This is a genomic window from Arthrobacter sp. 05N429 (assembly GCF_056397045.1).
Genome location: NZ_JBFTMQ010000004.1, coordinates 180,946 through 193,426 on the forward strand (window position 1 = coordinate 180,946; position 12,481 = coordinate 193,426).

The following is a 12,481-nucleotide window of genomic DNA, read 5'->3' on the forward strand; positions in this document are numbered from 1 at the left end:
CTGAGTTAACGGCTCCTCCATTCGCCGGACCATTGAGGATCTCAAGCTGTGAGAAAGCCGGACGAAACCGGGGAACCCCTCGCCGCCGTGAAGAAGCACACGGGGCAACGCATCCGAAAAGCGCATCCATCTGCGCACCTCCGCCTTACATATCTGGGGCCCAGACGGCCCGCCGAACACCGGAGATACTCATGAAAAGATTTGCCCCCTCTGCCCTGCTTACCGCCGCGCTGCTCGCTGGATCGTCGGCAGCTGTCGCCGCACCCCCGCCACCCCGGCCGGACTTTCCCCCCGACGTGGTGGTCGATCCCGGAGAGGGCTGCAATTTTGCGCTGGGGGTTGCCGGGACCGGCGCCAAGGCGCGCGTCAAGACATTCGCCAACGGCAGCCAGATCATCTCGGGCAAGGGTTACCTCCTGACTTACACGAACATGGACACCGGGACATCCGTGACCTTCGAAACCAACGGAACGTCTGAGCACACGTCAGCCCCCAACGCTGACAACGTCGTGACCGTCACGTCGAGGGGAAGCAACGGCCTGATCCTGTTCTCAAACGATGTGTCCAACGTTCCTGGCGTACCAACGCCGTCAGCAATCCAGTACACGGGGCGCATCGTCTACACCTTTAACCTGGTCACCGGCTTCACTACGCTGATCAGCGCTTCCGGCACACAGCGGGACCTCTGTGCCGAGCTGTCGTAACAGGAACGACCATTGCCGGGACGACGCCTAACGCCTGCCCAACAACTTCCGCGGGCAGGGACGGGCTTAGGCCCGTCCCTGCCTGCCTGTCCTGCCGGCGGGTACGAGCTAGGCGGAGGGATCGGCGTCGTGCTTCGCCGGCTGATGGCCGTCGACGGCGGCGGGGACGTCGCCGTCGTCGTGCCCGTTCTTCTTCTTGCCGAACGGCAGCACCTTGAGCAGCGGGACCAGGACCGCCATGACGACGAGGCCCCAGGCGAGGCCGAGGACGGCCGAGCACAGGGTGTTCACGAGCCAGGCCAGGAAACCGCCCACCACCGGGATCCCGACGAACGGTTTCTCGAGGACGTGGACCAGGTCGTACGGCAGGTGCCAGCCGAGGTCGTGGGCCCCTTGCAGCATGATGTGGCCGCCGACCCAAAGCATGGCGACCGTCCCGACAACGGTGATCGCGGCCAGCACGGCGGGCATCCCCCTGACGAGCAGCTCGCCGAAGCGCTGGGAGCCCGCGGAGTCCTTGGCTGCCAGGTGCATGCCGATGTCGTCCATCTTGACGATAAGTGCGACTGCGCCGTACACGGCCACCGTGATCACGAGCGCCACGACCACCAGGATGATGGCGCGGACCCACAAGGACTCGGCGGCCACCTCGTTCATGGCAATGACCATGATCTCGCAGGAGAGGATGAAGTCGGTGGTGATGGCGCCCTTGGTGACCTTGGCCTCCGCCTCCGGGCCCCGGTCCACCGCGGGCTTGTCTTCCTCGGCCGTGTGGTGGCCGAAGAACTTGTGCCAGACCTTCTCGGCACCCTCGTAGCAGAGGTAGGTGCCGCCCAGCATGAGGATGAACGGGATGACCCCCGGGATGAAGGCGCTGATGAGCAGCAGGGCCGGCAGGATGATCAACAGCTTGTTCCGGAGCGAGCCCCAGAAGATCCGCTTGATCATCGGCAGTTCGCGGGACGGGTCCGCCCCGGACACGTACTGCGGGGTGACGGCGGCGTCGTCGATCACGACGCCGGCGGCCTTGGCCCCCGCTTTGGCAGCACCGGCCGCGACGTCGTCCACCGAGGCGGCTGCAATGCGGGCCAGGGCTGCGATGTCGTCCAGCAGGGCGACCAGACCGCCGCTCACAGCCCGCTTCCGTACTTCTTGAGGTCGGACGGCTGGACGAGGTTGCCTCGGTCAAGGCGGGTGATTGGCATTCTCGAATTATATGGTGGCGGGCCGGCCGCCGGCGGATGCGGCATGCGTTAGCTGGGCGGCGACACGTTCGCTGGCGGGGGTCCGCCACCGTCTCGGTTACCGTGGGTCTGAGTAAGAACGCAAGGACCGGAGTTACGCGCGGCTATGTGCGCGGGGAGGCCGCAATGGACTACGACGAATACGACGACGATCTCCTGGCCGCCATTTACGACGACGACAACCCCGACGGCCAGGACCACGACTACTACCGGGCACTGGCTACCAGGCTCCATGCCACTCGAATCACCGACCTGGGCTGCGGCACTGGGATCCTCACCGTCACCCTGGTGGCACCGGGCCGGAGAGTCCTCGGTATCGACCCCGCTGCTGCCATGCTCGGACGGGCCGCAGCCCGGCCCGGCGGGGATGCAGTCGAATGGCGGTTAGGCACGTCGAAGCTGATCGACGCCGGGGAGAGCGACCTCATCACCATGACTGGAAATGTGGCCATGCACATCCTCGGAAACGACTGGCATACCACCTTGAGTGACATTCGCCGGGGGCTGAAACCCGGCGGTGTGCTGGCCTTCGAAACTCGCAATCCCGAGGCGCGGGCATGGACCCGGTGGAGCGATCCCGGCTCCGAGCGGAGCACCGCCGTCGGCCGGCTGCGCGAGTCAACAACCACCACGGCCCCCGACGCCGACGGAGTGGTCACCATGGGGTGCCACAACGAATTCCTCGACGCCGACTGCGTGGTCGACGTCGAGCAGCGCCTCCAGTTCCGCACGGCCGGGCAGGTTACGGCAGATTTGAACAATGCGGGTCTCACGGTGCTACGCATCTGGCGGGACTGGAATCGCACACCCTTCACAGGCTCGGCCGCAGAACCTGTGATGGTCTTTGAAGCGAGCGCTGGCTCCTAACTGACGCGGGCCAGGTTGCGCATGAGGGTGATGTCCTCGGTTTTCGCGGCCCGGCGGGCAACCTGTGTCATGTAGCGATGTTAGTTCTGTTCTCTTTGGGCGAGCCGCCGTACTTGCCATTGATGCACGTCGGGCAGCCACTCCAGCGGCGCGGACGGACCGACGCGCGGGTCGTCGGGAACACCGCCGTCGAGCAGGGCTTGTACGTACGCGCGGTCCTGTTCGATCCGTGCCCGCAGCTGGCCGGCTCCGCCGACTGAGCCGTGGCCGGGGACGACGGCAACAACGCCGTCGGCAACGCTCTCGAAAAGCCGCAGCGCTGCGAGGTAGTCCTCGAGCGGAGCCGCGGCCTCCAGGTCGAGGAACGGCATGAGGATGTCGGAGAGCATGTCGCCCGCGACGAGGACGCCGCGCTCCTCGATCAACAGCGCCGCATGGCCTGGGGCATGGGCCCGGTGCTCGATGATCCGGATTGTGGGGCCATCCCAAGGAATTAGCGCAGCGTCGGCTGGCAGCCCGGTGATGAGACCGAGCAGCTCCATCGGAATCTCCTCGGCATACTCCGGCGGCAGTCCCTCGGCCACGCGGGCCTCCCAGTCCGAGTGGGACAGCAGCAGCTGGATGGAGGCAGCGCAGCGGGCTGTACCGTAGCGGGGCGCATCGCCGAAGGCCGCGTGCCAGAGCAGATGGTCCCAATCAGGATGCGTGGAGAAGCCTGCCACGACGGGCTGGCCCAGTTCACGAAGGTCGTTCGCGAGGTCGGCCATTTCGTTGCTCGTGATGCCGGGGTCGATCAGCAACACCCCGGCCCGGCCCTGCACCACAACGGAGTTGCTCTGGATGAACTCGCTCTCATGAACCAGAACGCCCTCAGCGACTTGCTTCAGCATGAAATGTCTTCCGCTAGTGGTTTTCAACCGCTGGTTGGGACGGTATTCCCTGGCGTTAGTCGATGGCAAGCACTCAGGGCGAGGCGGGTGACCCGCCTCTCCGGGCTGACCTAGCCGCCCAGCACCACGTTCACCGGCGGCTCGCCCGCCAGCATCAGGTCGATCTGCCGCTGCAGGAGCTTCCCCATCCGCGGGCGCATGGCCGAGCTGGCCCCGCCCACGTGCGGGCTGATGATGACGCCGGGGGTGCGCCACAGCGGGTGGTCCTGCGGCAGCGGCTCGGGATCAGTGACGTCCAGGGCGGCGCGGATCCGGCCGGAGCCGGTGTGCTTCACCAGGGCGTCGGTGTCCGCGACCGGGCCGCGGGCCACGTTGACCAGCAACGCGCCGTCGGGCATGGCCGCGAGGAAAGCGTCGTCGATGAGGTGGCGGGTGGCGTCGCTCAGCGGCACCCCGACGATCACGATGTCGTGCTCCGGCAGCAGGGTGTGGAGCTCGTCGATGCCGTGGACGTGGCCGCGGGGGTCCGTCCGTTCTCTGCTGGCCACCCGGGTCACGGTGGTTTCGAAGGGCAGGAGCCGGTCCTCGATCGCCTTGCCCACACCGCCGTAGCCGACGATCAGGACCCGCCGGTCGGCGAGGCTGGCGGTGGGCCGGGTCTCCCAGCGGCCTTCCTGCTGGTTCTGCAGCAGCCGCGGGAACTCGCGCTGGCTGGCCAGGATCAGGGCCAGGGTCAGTTCGGCCGTGGAGGTCTCGTGGACGCCGGCGGCGTTGGCGAACACCCGGCCCGGCGGCAGTGAGGCCGCGACGCCGTCGTACCCGATCGACTGGCTCTGCACCAGCCCGGTGTCCACCGTTTCCAGGGCGCGCAGGACCTCCGTGCTGCCCATGTAGGGCTGGACCACGATGTCCAGGCGCGGCACGGGAGGCTCCCCGGTGAAGTCCCACTCGAGGACGGTGACATCGGGGTGGGGCGTCAGGTACTCGCGCAGGGTGGGGTCCGGCAGGCTCACAGTTATTTTCCTCGGCATAGCTGCCAGCCTAGTGCGGCATGCTGCCCGGGCGGTGATGGCGGCATCTGGCACAGCCGGGAGTCTGCCCTCACCTCCGCGCCGCGCCGCGCGTCTTTTGGAAATGCCCCGCGGCCGGGCATACATTGCAGGAGACCCCTCCGCCTACTGACCTGGAAGGTCCTGCACCATGAACACCTCGGGATCATCCCGTCCGGCCGCAAAATCCCTCAATGCCCGCGGGAAACTGCTTCTAGTCTGGGCGGCCACGGCCCTGGTGCTGCTGGGCATGGTGACGGCCGCCGTCGTCCGCACCGGTCCGGTACCTAGGACGGACTTCCTCGCCAGCCTGCAGAGCCAGTGGGAGGGGCAGCCCGAGGCGGCGGCCCCCGCCACGTCGACGCCGGCCCCGCGGGCCGCCGTCGACGTCGACACCGAGATCAAACGGATCCTGGCCGAGAACCCCGGCTACCGGGTGGGCGTCGTCCTCGCGGACACGCACGGCGGGGATCCGCGCAGCTACGGCGACGGGACCGAATTCGTGGCGGCCAGCACCGCCAAGATCATCACGGCGGCCGCCTACTACCACCTGGTGGAGACCGGCGAAAAGTCCCTGGACGTGCCGCTGGGCAGCTACGACGCCGCGTTCCAGGTCAAGGCGATGGTCAACGCGAGCAGCAACGACGCCTGGCTGCTGTTGATGCAGGACATCGGCTACCCGAAGCTGATCGAGTACGCCGCCTCGATCGGGATCAGCTACGACCCGGAGCAGAACCTGCTGACCCCGGCCGAGATGGCGGAGCTGCTCAAACAGCTCTCCACCGGCAAACTGCTGAACGCGGAGCACACGCAGGAGCTGCTCGGCTACATGCAGCAAACCAACAACGAACGGCTCATCCCCGCCGCGGTCGGCCCGGACATCACGGTGCAGCACAAGTACGGCGAGCTGGAGGGCTATGTCCACGACGCCGCCCTCCTGAGCTCCGGCGAGCGGTCCTACGCGCTGGCCATCTACACGTGGGGCGAGGACGGCGAGAGCGAGGAACGCCTGGCCGTGATCCACTCGGTGACGGACGTGGTGGCGCGGGCGCTGCGGGAGTAGTCGTGCGCTCTCCTGCCGGGTAAGTGGTCGGGTTAACGGTCCGAGCCCCCGCTACACCTTGTGCAACGGGGGCTCTGTTCCAGCTGGAGAACCGGGGTTAGCGGCCGAATAGCTTGGCGAAGAAGCCGGTCTTGGTGCTGACTTCACCTTCATGGCCCTTGCAGCGGTCGGCGCTCTTGACGCCCCGCATGACCTGGTCAACGTGCTGGCCGCAGCCGGCCCAGGTGGTCTTACCGCACTTCTTGCATGCAACCTGTCGGCACATCTGGTTCTCCTTGTTGGTAGGTCTGTCGTAATTAATATACCCCAGGGGGTATGCGACGGCAAAAGCGCCCGCGGGAACACCCTGTTGCCTGCCGGCGTTGGTTCCGTACAGTGGCACCAGCGCTGCGCCGCTCCTGCACGAACTGACTTCCGAACCGTACCGAGAGGACCGCTGACATGGCTTACATCAAGGTTGGAACCGAGAACAGCACCGACATCGAGCTCTACTACGAGGACCACGGGACCGGGCAGCCGGTGGTCCTGATCCACGGCTACCCGCTGGACGGATCATCCTGGGAGAAGCAGACCACGGCCCTGCTGGGCGCCGGCTACCGGGTCATCACCTACGACCGGCGCGGCTTCGGCCAGTCCAGCAAGCCCACCGACGGCTACGACTACGACACCTTCGCCGGGGACCTCAACACCCTGCTGACCACCCTGGACTTGAACGACGCCGTGCTGGTGGGTTTCTCGATGGGCACCGGCGAGGTGGGCCGCTACCTCGGCACCTACGGTTCGGCCCGGGTGGCGAAGGCTGTGTTCCTCGGCTCGCTGGAACCCTACCTGCTGCAGACCGACGACAACCCCGACGGCGTCCCGCAGTCCGTGTTCGACGGCCTGCTGGAAGCTGTCACCGCCGACCGCTACGCCTTCTTCACCGAGTTCTTCAAGAACTTCTACAACAGCGACACCTTCCTGGGCACGCCCCGGCTGTCTGAGGAAGTGATGCGGGCCGGCTGGAACCTCGCGACGTCGGGCGGCCCCACGGCGTCGGTGGCCGCGCAGCCCACCTGGCTTACCGACTTCCGCGCCGACATCCCGAAGATCGACGTCCCGGCGCTGATCGTCCACGGCACCGCGGACAACATCCTGCCGATCGACGTCGCGGGCCGGCGGTTCGCCAAGGCCCTGCCCAGCGCCGAGTACGTGGAGATCGACGGCGCCCCGCACGGCATGCTCTGGACCCACGCCGCCGAGGTCAACGAGGCGCTGCTCGGGTTCCTGGGGAAGTAGGTCCCTCAGCGGGCCGGGGCCCGGGTCCGCGCCGCCCGGGGGCACTTCGACACGAAACGCCGGGCCGCCGTCGTCCATTTCGACGCCGGACGGCGGCAAAGTGCCCCCGGGCCGGAGGGCGACGTCGCCTTGGCCTCTTGATCAGGGGCCGCAGCCGACGGAGGATTAAAGCACCGGGTCTCCCACATGCCACGAGCAGACGCCGGATTCGAGCCCCCGCACAGAACGGGTGAGCTACGTGAAAATTGGACTGGATCGCCGCCGCCCTCGCCTGCGGTGCCACCGCGGCGTGACCCGGGCGGGCAGGCGCCGTCCCAAGCTACAGATTCGCATCTCGCAGAAGAACCAAGACAATGTCCATCATCAACGCACCAAAAAAATCCCGCACCCGGGCGGCCCGGATCGCCCTGATCCCGGCCGTCGCCTTGGGGCTCATCGGAGGACCAGTCGCAACGGCCGGGCCGGCCGCCGCAGCAACCTCCGAACGCGGCTGCACCGTGAACCCTCTGAAGCCCACCAAACAGGACAACTGGGACAGAAGCAGAACCACAGTGGACTTCCGGATCTACGTGAACTGCATCGGAAACAGGACCGTGCAGATCCGGCAGTTGCGCTTTGAGGACGAGCGCGGCAGGAACGACGAATTCCTGGGGTGGTCCACGTTCTGGAAGTCCTTCGACCGCCGTGACGACGCAGTGAGGATTCACAGTTTCGACCACGTGCGGAACGGCCCAGGCGCCGAGGAGGTCTACCAACTCGTTTCCTTCCGCGTCCACAGCGGCAACAGCGATCATTGGTCCGATTGGACCCGCTGGGAAAAGAGCGACGTGGCCAGGATCCACTAGTGATCATCCAGCGGCCCGCGCGGCCGTGCACCGAGAGCCAGGGGACGGGTCCTCTGGCTCCCTTTTTGCCCGGATCCCTAGAACAAACCCTCCACCACAGCCGCTGTCAGCTGATGGATGACGTCCGTCCGCTCGGGGACGCTGCCTAGGCCGGCGCCCTTGGTGTAGATCACCAGGGCGTAGGCCCTGCCGTCCCGGGCGAGGATGCCGGCGTCGTGCAGTTGCCCGCCCAACAGGCCGTACTTGTGGAAGACGGTGATGCCGGCCGGGACGGCGGCCGGAATGAGCGTCTCATAGTTGGTGTCCTGCATATAGGACAGCAGCTGCGCGGCGTGCCCAGATTCCAGCAGCGTCCCGGAGTACAGCCCGGCCAGGATGCGGGCCATCTCCGCGGGCGTGAGCGTATTGCTGGTGGGGGCGTAGTCCACCCCGATCGATGCCGCGTAGTCCGTCAGTTCCGCGTAGCCCACCGCGTTCATGATCAGGGACCAAGAGTCGTTGTCGCTCTGCTGGATCATCGCCTGCAGCTGGAATTCCGCGGTGTAGGCCCCCAGCGGATCGTCGAGGGAGGCCCTGCCGGTTTCGACGAGGTGGTAGTAGGCCTCGGCGGCCAGGACCTTGGCCGTGCTGGCGGCGACGAATGCCGCCTGGACGCCGTATTCGTGGACAGCGGTTGAATCGGCGCCGTCCGACAGGTCCACGAGCGCGACGCCGAGCTGGTACTCGCTGTTGGCGTCGATGATGGCGTTGATCCTGGCATCCAGCTCCGTGCCGATTGCTCCCGCGGCCGGTGAGGCCGGCGCTGCCGTTTCCGTGGCCGCCGGCAGCGCTGCCGCCGCAGCGGGCGCCTGGCCGTTCGAAGTCGGCACCGGCGTCAGGCTGTCCGTCACGCTCCCCGACTGGACGGCCGCCGTCGGACGGGCCTGCGCGGCGGAGTGAACACCGGCACCCACCGCCACCGCCACCACCGCGGCGCACAGCGCGAAGATGACCGCACGGGTGCGGCGGAACGTGCGGGAGCGCCGCCGGGACGCAGTGCCGCCGTGGCGGTGACTGGGCTCCCGGGGCGTGCGCTGTTCCATAGTTGCCCAAGCTAGCCACGCCAGCTATGCCGGAGCTATGAATCAGCTGTCACCCCACCCAACAGGGCCTCAATGTCAGGCCTCGTCGTCCCACATGCCGGTGTCCGCGGCAGCGTCTTCCGGCTTGTCCTCCGCCGCCGCGTCGCCGGACCCGACATAGGCGGCGGGCACCGTTCCTGCGGCCTGGGTCTGCTGTTCCTCGCGGATATTGCCGGCCTGGCCGGGTTCGGCGTGCGGCTGGCGGGCTTCGACGGCGTCCGGGTCGCCCGGCCCGCGGAGGCCTGCGGGATCGGTGGCCGGTTCGTTGGGATCACTCATGACACTTCCTTTCGTCCGTGGATTGAATCCTTTCCCAGACTAACGTGGGCCCTAGACCGTGAATCCAGCAGCCGCTCACTAGGACATGTCCCATGCACCTTGAACAGTTCAACTCGGCCAGCCGCACCGAGGCCGCCGATGCCCTGCGCCCCTGCCTGGACATCCCGCGCTGGATCGACGAACTTGTCGACGCGCGGCCATACTCCGGCCTCGCGGCGCTGCTTGAGGCTGGCCGCGGCGCAGCCAACCCGTTCAGTCCCGCGGAGATTGAGGCGGCGCTCGCCCACCACCCGCGGATCGGCGAGCGGGCGCCGGGAAACAGTATGGAGGCCAGGCTGTCCCAGTCGGAGCAGACCGGACTCGGCGAGGCGGACACCGCCGTCGCGCAGGCCCTGGCGGAGGGCAACCGGGCCTACGAGGAGAAGTTCGGGCAGGTGTTCCTGATCCGGGCAGCCGGCCACAGCCGCGAGGAGATCCTGGCCGCACTCCACACCAGGCTCGCCCACACGCCCGGGGAAGAACAAGCAATCATTGGCCATCAGCTGCGGGAAATCGCCGCGCTCCGACTCGAAGGACTGATCGGCCAATGAGCATGTCCCACGTCACCACCCACGTACTCGACACCGGCTCCGGCAAACCGGCGGCGGACGTTCCGGTCACCCTGCACAGGCTCGACGGCGACCGTTGGGTCCAGATCGCCGAGGGCGCCACCGACCCCGACGGACGCGTCAAACAACTGGGTCCGGAGCGGCTGCCCACGGGAACGTACCGCCTGGCCTTCGACACGGGAAAGTACTTCGCGGCCAGCGCCACCGAGACGTTCTTCCCCGAAGTGACCCTCACCTTTGGCGTGGTGGAGTCGGAGGCCCACTACCATGTGCCGCTTCTGCTCAGCCCCTTCGCCTACTCCACCTACCGGGGCAGCTGAGCCCGCCGGATTTCGACCCGACGGGCAGGCCGCCGGTTTCTAGCGCGACTGGGCTACAACGCCTTGAACCCATCGAGTGTGCAGTTGACGGCAATGTTCCGGCCCGCGACTGCCGTCAACTGCCAACTGGATGCATAGGCTGGGTCCATGGCTGACTCATCGGAACGGCTCACTGCGGCGGGATCAACGACGGCGGTGCTGCTTGCCGCCGGCGCCGGGACGCGGCTCGGGCTCGGTCCCAAGGCACTGCTCCCGTTCCGCGGCCGCACCCTCGTGGAAGTTCTGGCCGACGTGCTCCTCGCAGGCGGCTGCCGGGAAGTGGTGATCGTCCTCGGCGCGGACGCGGCGAAAGTCCGCGCCGCTACCGACCTCGGCCGGCACCGGGTCGTCGATAACCCGGACTGGGCCACCGGGATGGGCAGCTCATTCCGAGCCGGAGTCGCCGCGGCGGACCCGGCGGACCGTGTGCTCATGGCGCTGGTGGACCAGCCGGGACTTACTCCGGAGACCGTCGCGCGGCTGCTGGCAGCCCACCGGCCGGGCCGGGTTACGGCGGCCGCCTACCGCGATCCCGAGGGAAAGCTGCGGCGGGGACATCCGCTGCTCCTGGACGCCGGCCTCCGTGCGGAAGCCGCAAAAACGGCGACAGGCGACGCCGGGGCGCGGCACTTCCTGCGGGCCCACCCGGACCTGGTTGATCTGGTGGACTGCAGCGACCTCTCCGGCGGCGAGGACCTCGACACCCCCGACCAGCTGCACCTCCTCGACTGAGAAACGACCGCAGCTCCCCGCACAACCTAAGGAGAACCAGCAATCATGAGAATCCTCGTCACAGGTTCCGCGGACGGCCTTGGACGGGCCGCGGCGGATTCCCTGCTGAATGCCGGCCACGACGTCGTCCTGCATGCCCGCAACCAGGACCGCGCGGCCAGCCTCGCCGCCCTCGTGGACCGCGGTGCGGACATCGTGGTGGGCGACTTCACTGACCGCGATGCCGTACGGCGCATCGCCGCCGAGCTGAACGGCCGGGACCCGCTCGACGCCGTGATCCACAACGCCGGCGTCTGGCGCGGACGGGCGGTCATGCCGGTCAACATCATCGCGCCCTACCTCCTCACGGCCCTGCTCGACGGACCCCGGCGGCACGTGTTTTTGAGCAGCGGTTCGCATTTCGGCGGGCAGCCCTCGCTGGCCGGAGTCGATTGGCAGGGCACGACGCCCGGGTCTTACTCGGACAGCAAAGTGTTCGTCACCACGCTCGCAGCCGCGCTGGCCCGGCTGCGTCCGGAGCTGCTCAGCAACGCCGTGGACCCCGGCTGGGTGCCCACCAGGATGGGCGGACCCGGTGCACCGGACGATCTGGACCTCGGACACCGAACCCAGGCATGGCTCGCGGCAAGCGATGAACCCCAGGCGCTCACGAGCGGCGGGTACTGGTACCACCAGCAAAGGCAGCAGCCACACCGCGCAGTCAATGACCACACGTTCCAAGACCAGCTCCTGCGAACCCTCGCTGACGAAACGGGCGCCCGGCTCTGACCCGGTCAAGACACGCCGCCGCCTTACTGCTCCATGCCGGCGTCCAGGAGCTCCTGCAGCCCACGTTTGAAGCCGGACCGGCCGCCGTGGGCGGGATGCCTGATCTTCGGCACGTCCAGGCCGCCGCGCTGCAGGCTGCGGTGCGCCACATTGCCCACGGCCACCACCGTCTCGATGGGAAAGAGGTCCGTCAGCGCCTGCCAGAACGGAGTCCCCAGGGCCGCTTCGGCGGCGTTGGGCGTGCGGTTGGACAGCGGCCGCCCGGGGACGTGGGTATGCCAGGGACAGGCACTCCAGAGCAGGGGAAGGAAGTCCAGCTCGGCCAGCACCTCCCACATCACGGTGGCCGTCGGCTCCGCCGCAACCCCCGCGGCTTCCACCGGCAGCACGTAGCCCTTGCCCGGCCCGAACAGTCCGAACCCGTTGGCAGGGCCCTCGAACATCGTGCGGTTGGTGAAGGGGACGCCGGTGATCCTCATGCCGCGGAAACCGGGGGCCTCCCCCACCAGCAGCACCTTCGGGCGCCGGTCCAGCATTTCCTGCAGGTAGATCGCCAGGTTCCGCCGGCGCTGCGCATTGCCGGGGACGGAGTGGTCAAAGAAGTTGTTGCACCCGGGCCCCGTTGCCACGGCCGCGAGCCGGTACACGAAGCCGTCGATGGAGGATGAGGTCAT

Annotated in this window: 16 protein-coding genes; 9 read left to right on the top strand and 7 right to left on the bottom strand. The window is 67.7% G+C overall.

Annotated elements, in window-relative coordinates; genetic code table 11:
- The first annotated feature begins 191 nt into the window (after nucleotides 1–191).
- Nucleotides 192–704: a hypothetical protein gene (locus AC1DF4_RS09765; protein ID WP_476912711.1), complete on the top strand. Its 513-nt coding sequence runs from the start codon at nucleotides 192–194 to the stop codon at nucleotides 702–704.
- Nucleotides 705–812: 108 nt separating this feature from the next.
- Here the strand turns inward: AC1DF4_RS09765 and AC1DF4_RS09770 are convergent, their stop codons facing one another.
- Nucleotides 813–1,838 carry a DUF808 domain-containing protein gene (locus AC1DF4_RS09770; protein ID WP_476912712.1) on the bottom strand — a complete coding sequence of 342 codons (1,026 nt, stop codon included), beginning with the start codon at nucleotides 1,836–1,838 and terminating at the stop codon, nucleotides 813–815.
- Nucleotides 1,839–2,074: 236 nt separating this feature from the next.
- Between AC1DF4_RS09770 and AC1DF4_RS09775 the strand changes: the two genes are divergently transcribed.
- Complete coding sequence (locus AC1DF4_RS09775; protein WP_476912713.1) at nucleotides 2,075–2,815, top strand: class I SAM-dependent methyltransferase; 741 nt, start codon at nucleotides 2,075–2,077, stop codon at nucleotides 2,813–2,815.
- Nucleotides 2,816–2,895: 80 nt separating this feature from the next.
- Here AC1DF4_RS09775 and AC1DF4_RS09780 read toward each other — a convergent pair whose 3' ends face one another.
- Together AC1DF4_RS09780 and AC1DF4_RS09785 are read right to left on the bottom strand one after the other, a co-directional pair.
- Nucleotides 2,896–3,705, bottom strand: a complete 810-nt coding sequence (locus AC1DF4_RS09780) for an MBL fold metallo-hydrolase (RefSeq protein ID WP_476912714.1) — start codon at nucleotides 3,703–3,705, stop codon at nucleotides 2,896–2,898.
- Between the two features lie 110 nt (nucleotides 3,706–3,815).
- Complete coding sequence (locus tag AC1DF4_RS09785) at nucleotides 3,816–4,736, bottom strand: 2-hydroxyacid dehydrogenase (protein WP_476912715.1); 921 nt, start codon at nucleotides 4,734–4,736, stop codon at nucleotides 3,816–3,818.
- A gap of 169 nt (nucleotides 4,737–4,905) precedes the next feature.
- Between AC1DF4_RS09785 and AC1DF4_RS09790 the strand changes: the two genes are divergently transcribed.
- A complete protein-coding gene (locus AC1DF4_RS09790) occupies nucleotides 4,906–5,817 on the top strand; it encodes a serine hydrolase (RefSeq protein ID WP_476912716.1) in 912 nt (303 codons plus the stop codon).
- 97 nt (nucleotides 5,818–5,914) lie between these two features.
- Here AC1DF4_RS09790 and AC1DF4_RS09795 read toward each other — a convergent pair whose 3' ends face one another.
- Nucleotides 5,915–6,082 (bottom strand): hypothetical protein, encoded by a 168-nt coding sequence (locus tag AC1DF4_RS09795; RefSeq protein ID WP_192815714.1) that lies wholly within the window; start codon nucleotides 6,080–6,082, stop codon nucleotides 5,915–5,917.
- Nucleotides 6,083–6,258: 176 nt separating this feature from the next.
- Here AC1DF4_RS09795 and AC1DF4_RS09800 point away from each other — a divergent pair, with 176 nt between their 5' ends.
- Nucleotides 6,259–7,095: an alpha/beta fold hydrolase gene (locus AC1DF4_RS09800; RefSeq protein WP_476912717.1), complete on the top strand. Its 837-nt coding sequence runs from the start codon at nucleotides 6,259–6,261 to the stop codon at nucleotides 7,093–7,095.
- A 353-nt stretch (nucleotides 7,096–7,448) separates the two neighbouring features.
- On the top strand, nucleotides 7,449–7,940 hold the full coding sequence (locus tag AC1DF4_RS09805; protein ID WP_476912718.1) for a hypothetical protein: 492 nt from the start codon (nucleotides 7,449–7,451) through the stop codon (nucleotides 7,938–7,940).
- Between the two features lie 77 nt (nucleotides 7,941–8,017).
- Here the strand turns inward: AC1DF4_RS09805 and AC1DF4_RS09810 are convergent, their stop codons facing one another.
- The gene (locus tag AC1DF4_RS09810; RefSeq protein ID WP_476912719.1) at nucleotides 8,018–9,022 is read right to left on the bottom strand and encodes a serine hydrolase; all 1,005 of its coding nucleotides are present in this window, start codon (nucleotides 9,020–9,022) and stop codon (nucleotides 8,018–8,020) included.
- 75 nt (nucleotides 9,023–9,097) lie between these two features.
- Entirely contained in the window at nucleotides 9,098–9,340 is a 243-nt protein-coding gene (locus tag AC1DF4_RS09815; protein WP_476912720.1) for a hypothetical protein, read from the bottom strand.
- 92 nt (nucleotides 9,341–9,432) lie between these two features.
- Between AC1DF4_RS09815 and uraD the strand changes: the two genes are divergently transcribed.
- The 4 genes from uraD to AC1DF4_RS09835 all read left to right on the top strand — a co-directional run bounded on the left by uraD (nucleotide 9,433) and on the right by AC1DF4_RS09835 (nucleotide 11,807).
- Nucleotides 9,433–9,930 (top strand): 2-oxo-4-hydroxy-4-carboxy-5-ureidoimidazoline decarboxylase, encoded by a 498-nt coding sequence (gene uraD, locus AC1DF4_RS09820; RefSeq protein ID WP_476912721.1) that lies wholly within the window; start codon nucleotides 9,433–9,435, stop codon nucleotides 9,928–9,930.
- On the top strand, nucleotides 9,927–10,268 hold the full coding sequence (gene uraH, locus AC1DF4_RS09825; RefSeq protein WP_476912722.1) for a hydroxyisourate hydrolase: 342 nt from the start codon (nucleotides 9,927–9,929) through the stop codon (nucleotides 10,266–10,268). The genes uraD and uraH overlap by 4 nt, the downstream gene beginning before the upstream one ends.
- Before the next feature lie 147 nt (nucleotides 10,269–10,415).
- The gene (gene nboR, locus AC1DF4_RS09830) at nucleotides 10,416–11,039 is read left to right on the top strand and encodes a nicotine blue oxidoreductase (protein WP_476912723.1); all 624 of its coding nucleotides are present in this window, start codon (nucleotides 10,416–10,418) and stop codon (nucleotides 11,037–11,039) included.
- A gap of 45 nt (nucleotides 11,040–11,084) precedes the next feature.
- Nucleotides 11,085–11,807, top strand: a complete 723-nt coding sequence (locus AC1DF4_RS09835; RefSeq protein WP_476912724.1) for an SDR family NAD(P)-dependent oxidoreductase — start codon at nucleotides 11,085–11,087, stop codon at nucleotides 11,805–11,807.
- A 23-nt stretch (nucleotides 11,808–11,830) separates the two neighbouring features.
- On the opposite strand, the gene AC1DF4_RS09840 is transcribed toward AC1DF4_RS09835, so the two are convergent.
- On the bottom strand, nucleotides 11,831–12,481 hold the full coding sequence (locus AC1DF4_RS09840) for a uracil-DNA glycosylase (protein WP_476912725.1): 651 nt from the start codon (nucleotides 12,479–12,481) through the stop codon (nucleotides 11,831–11,833).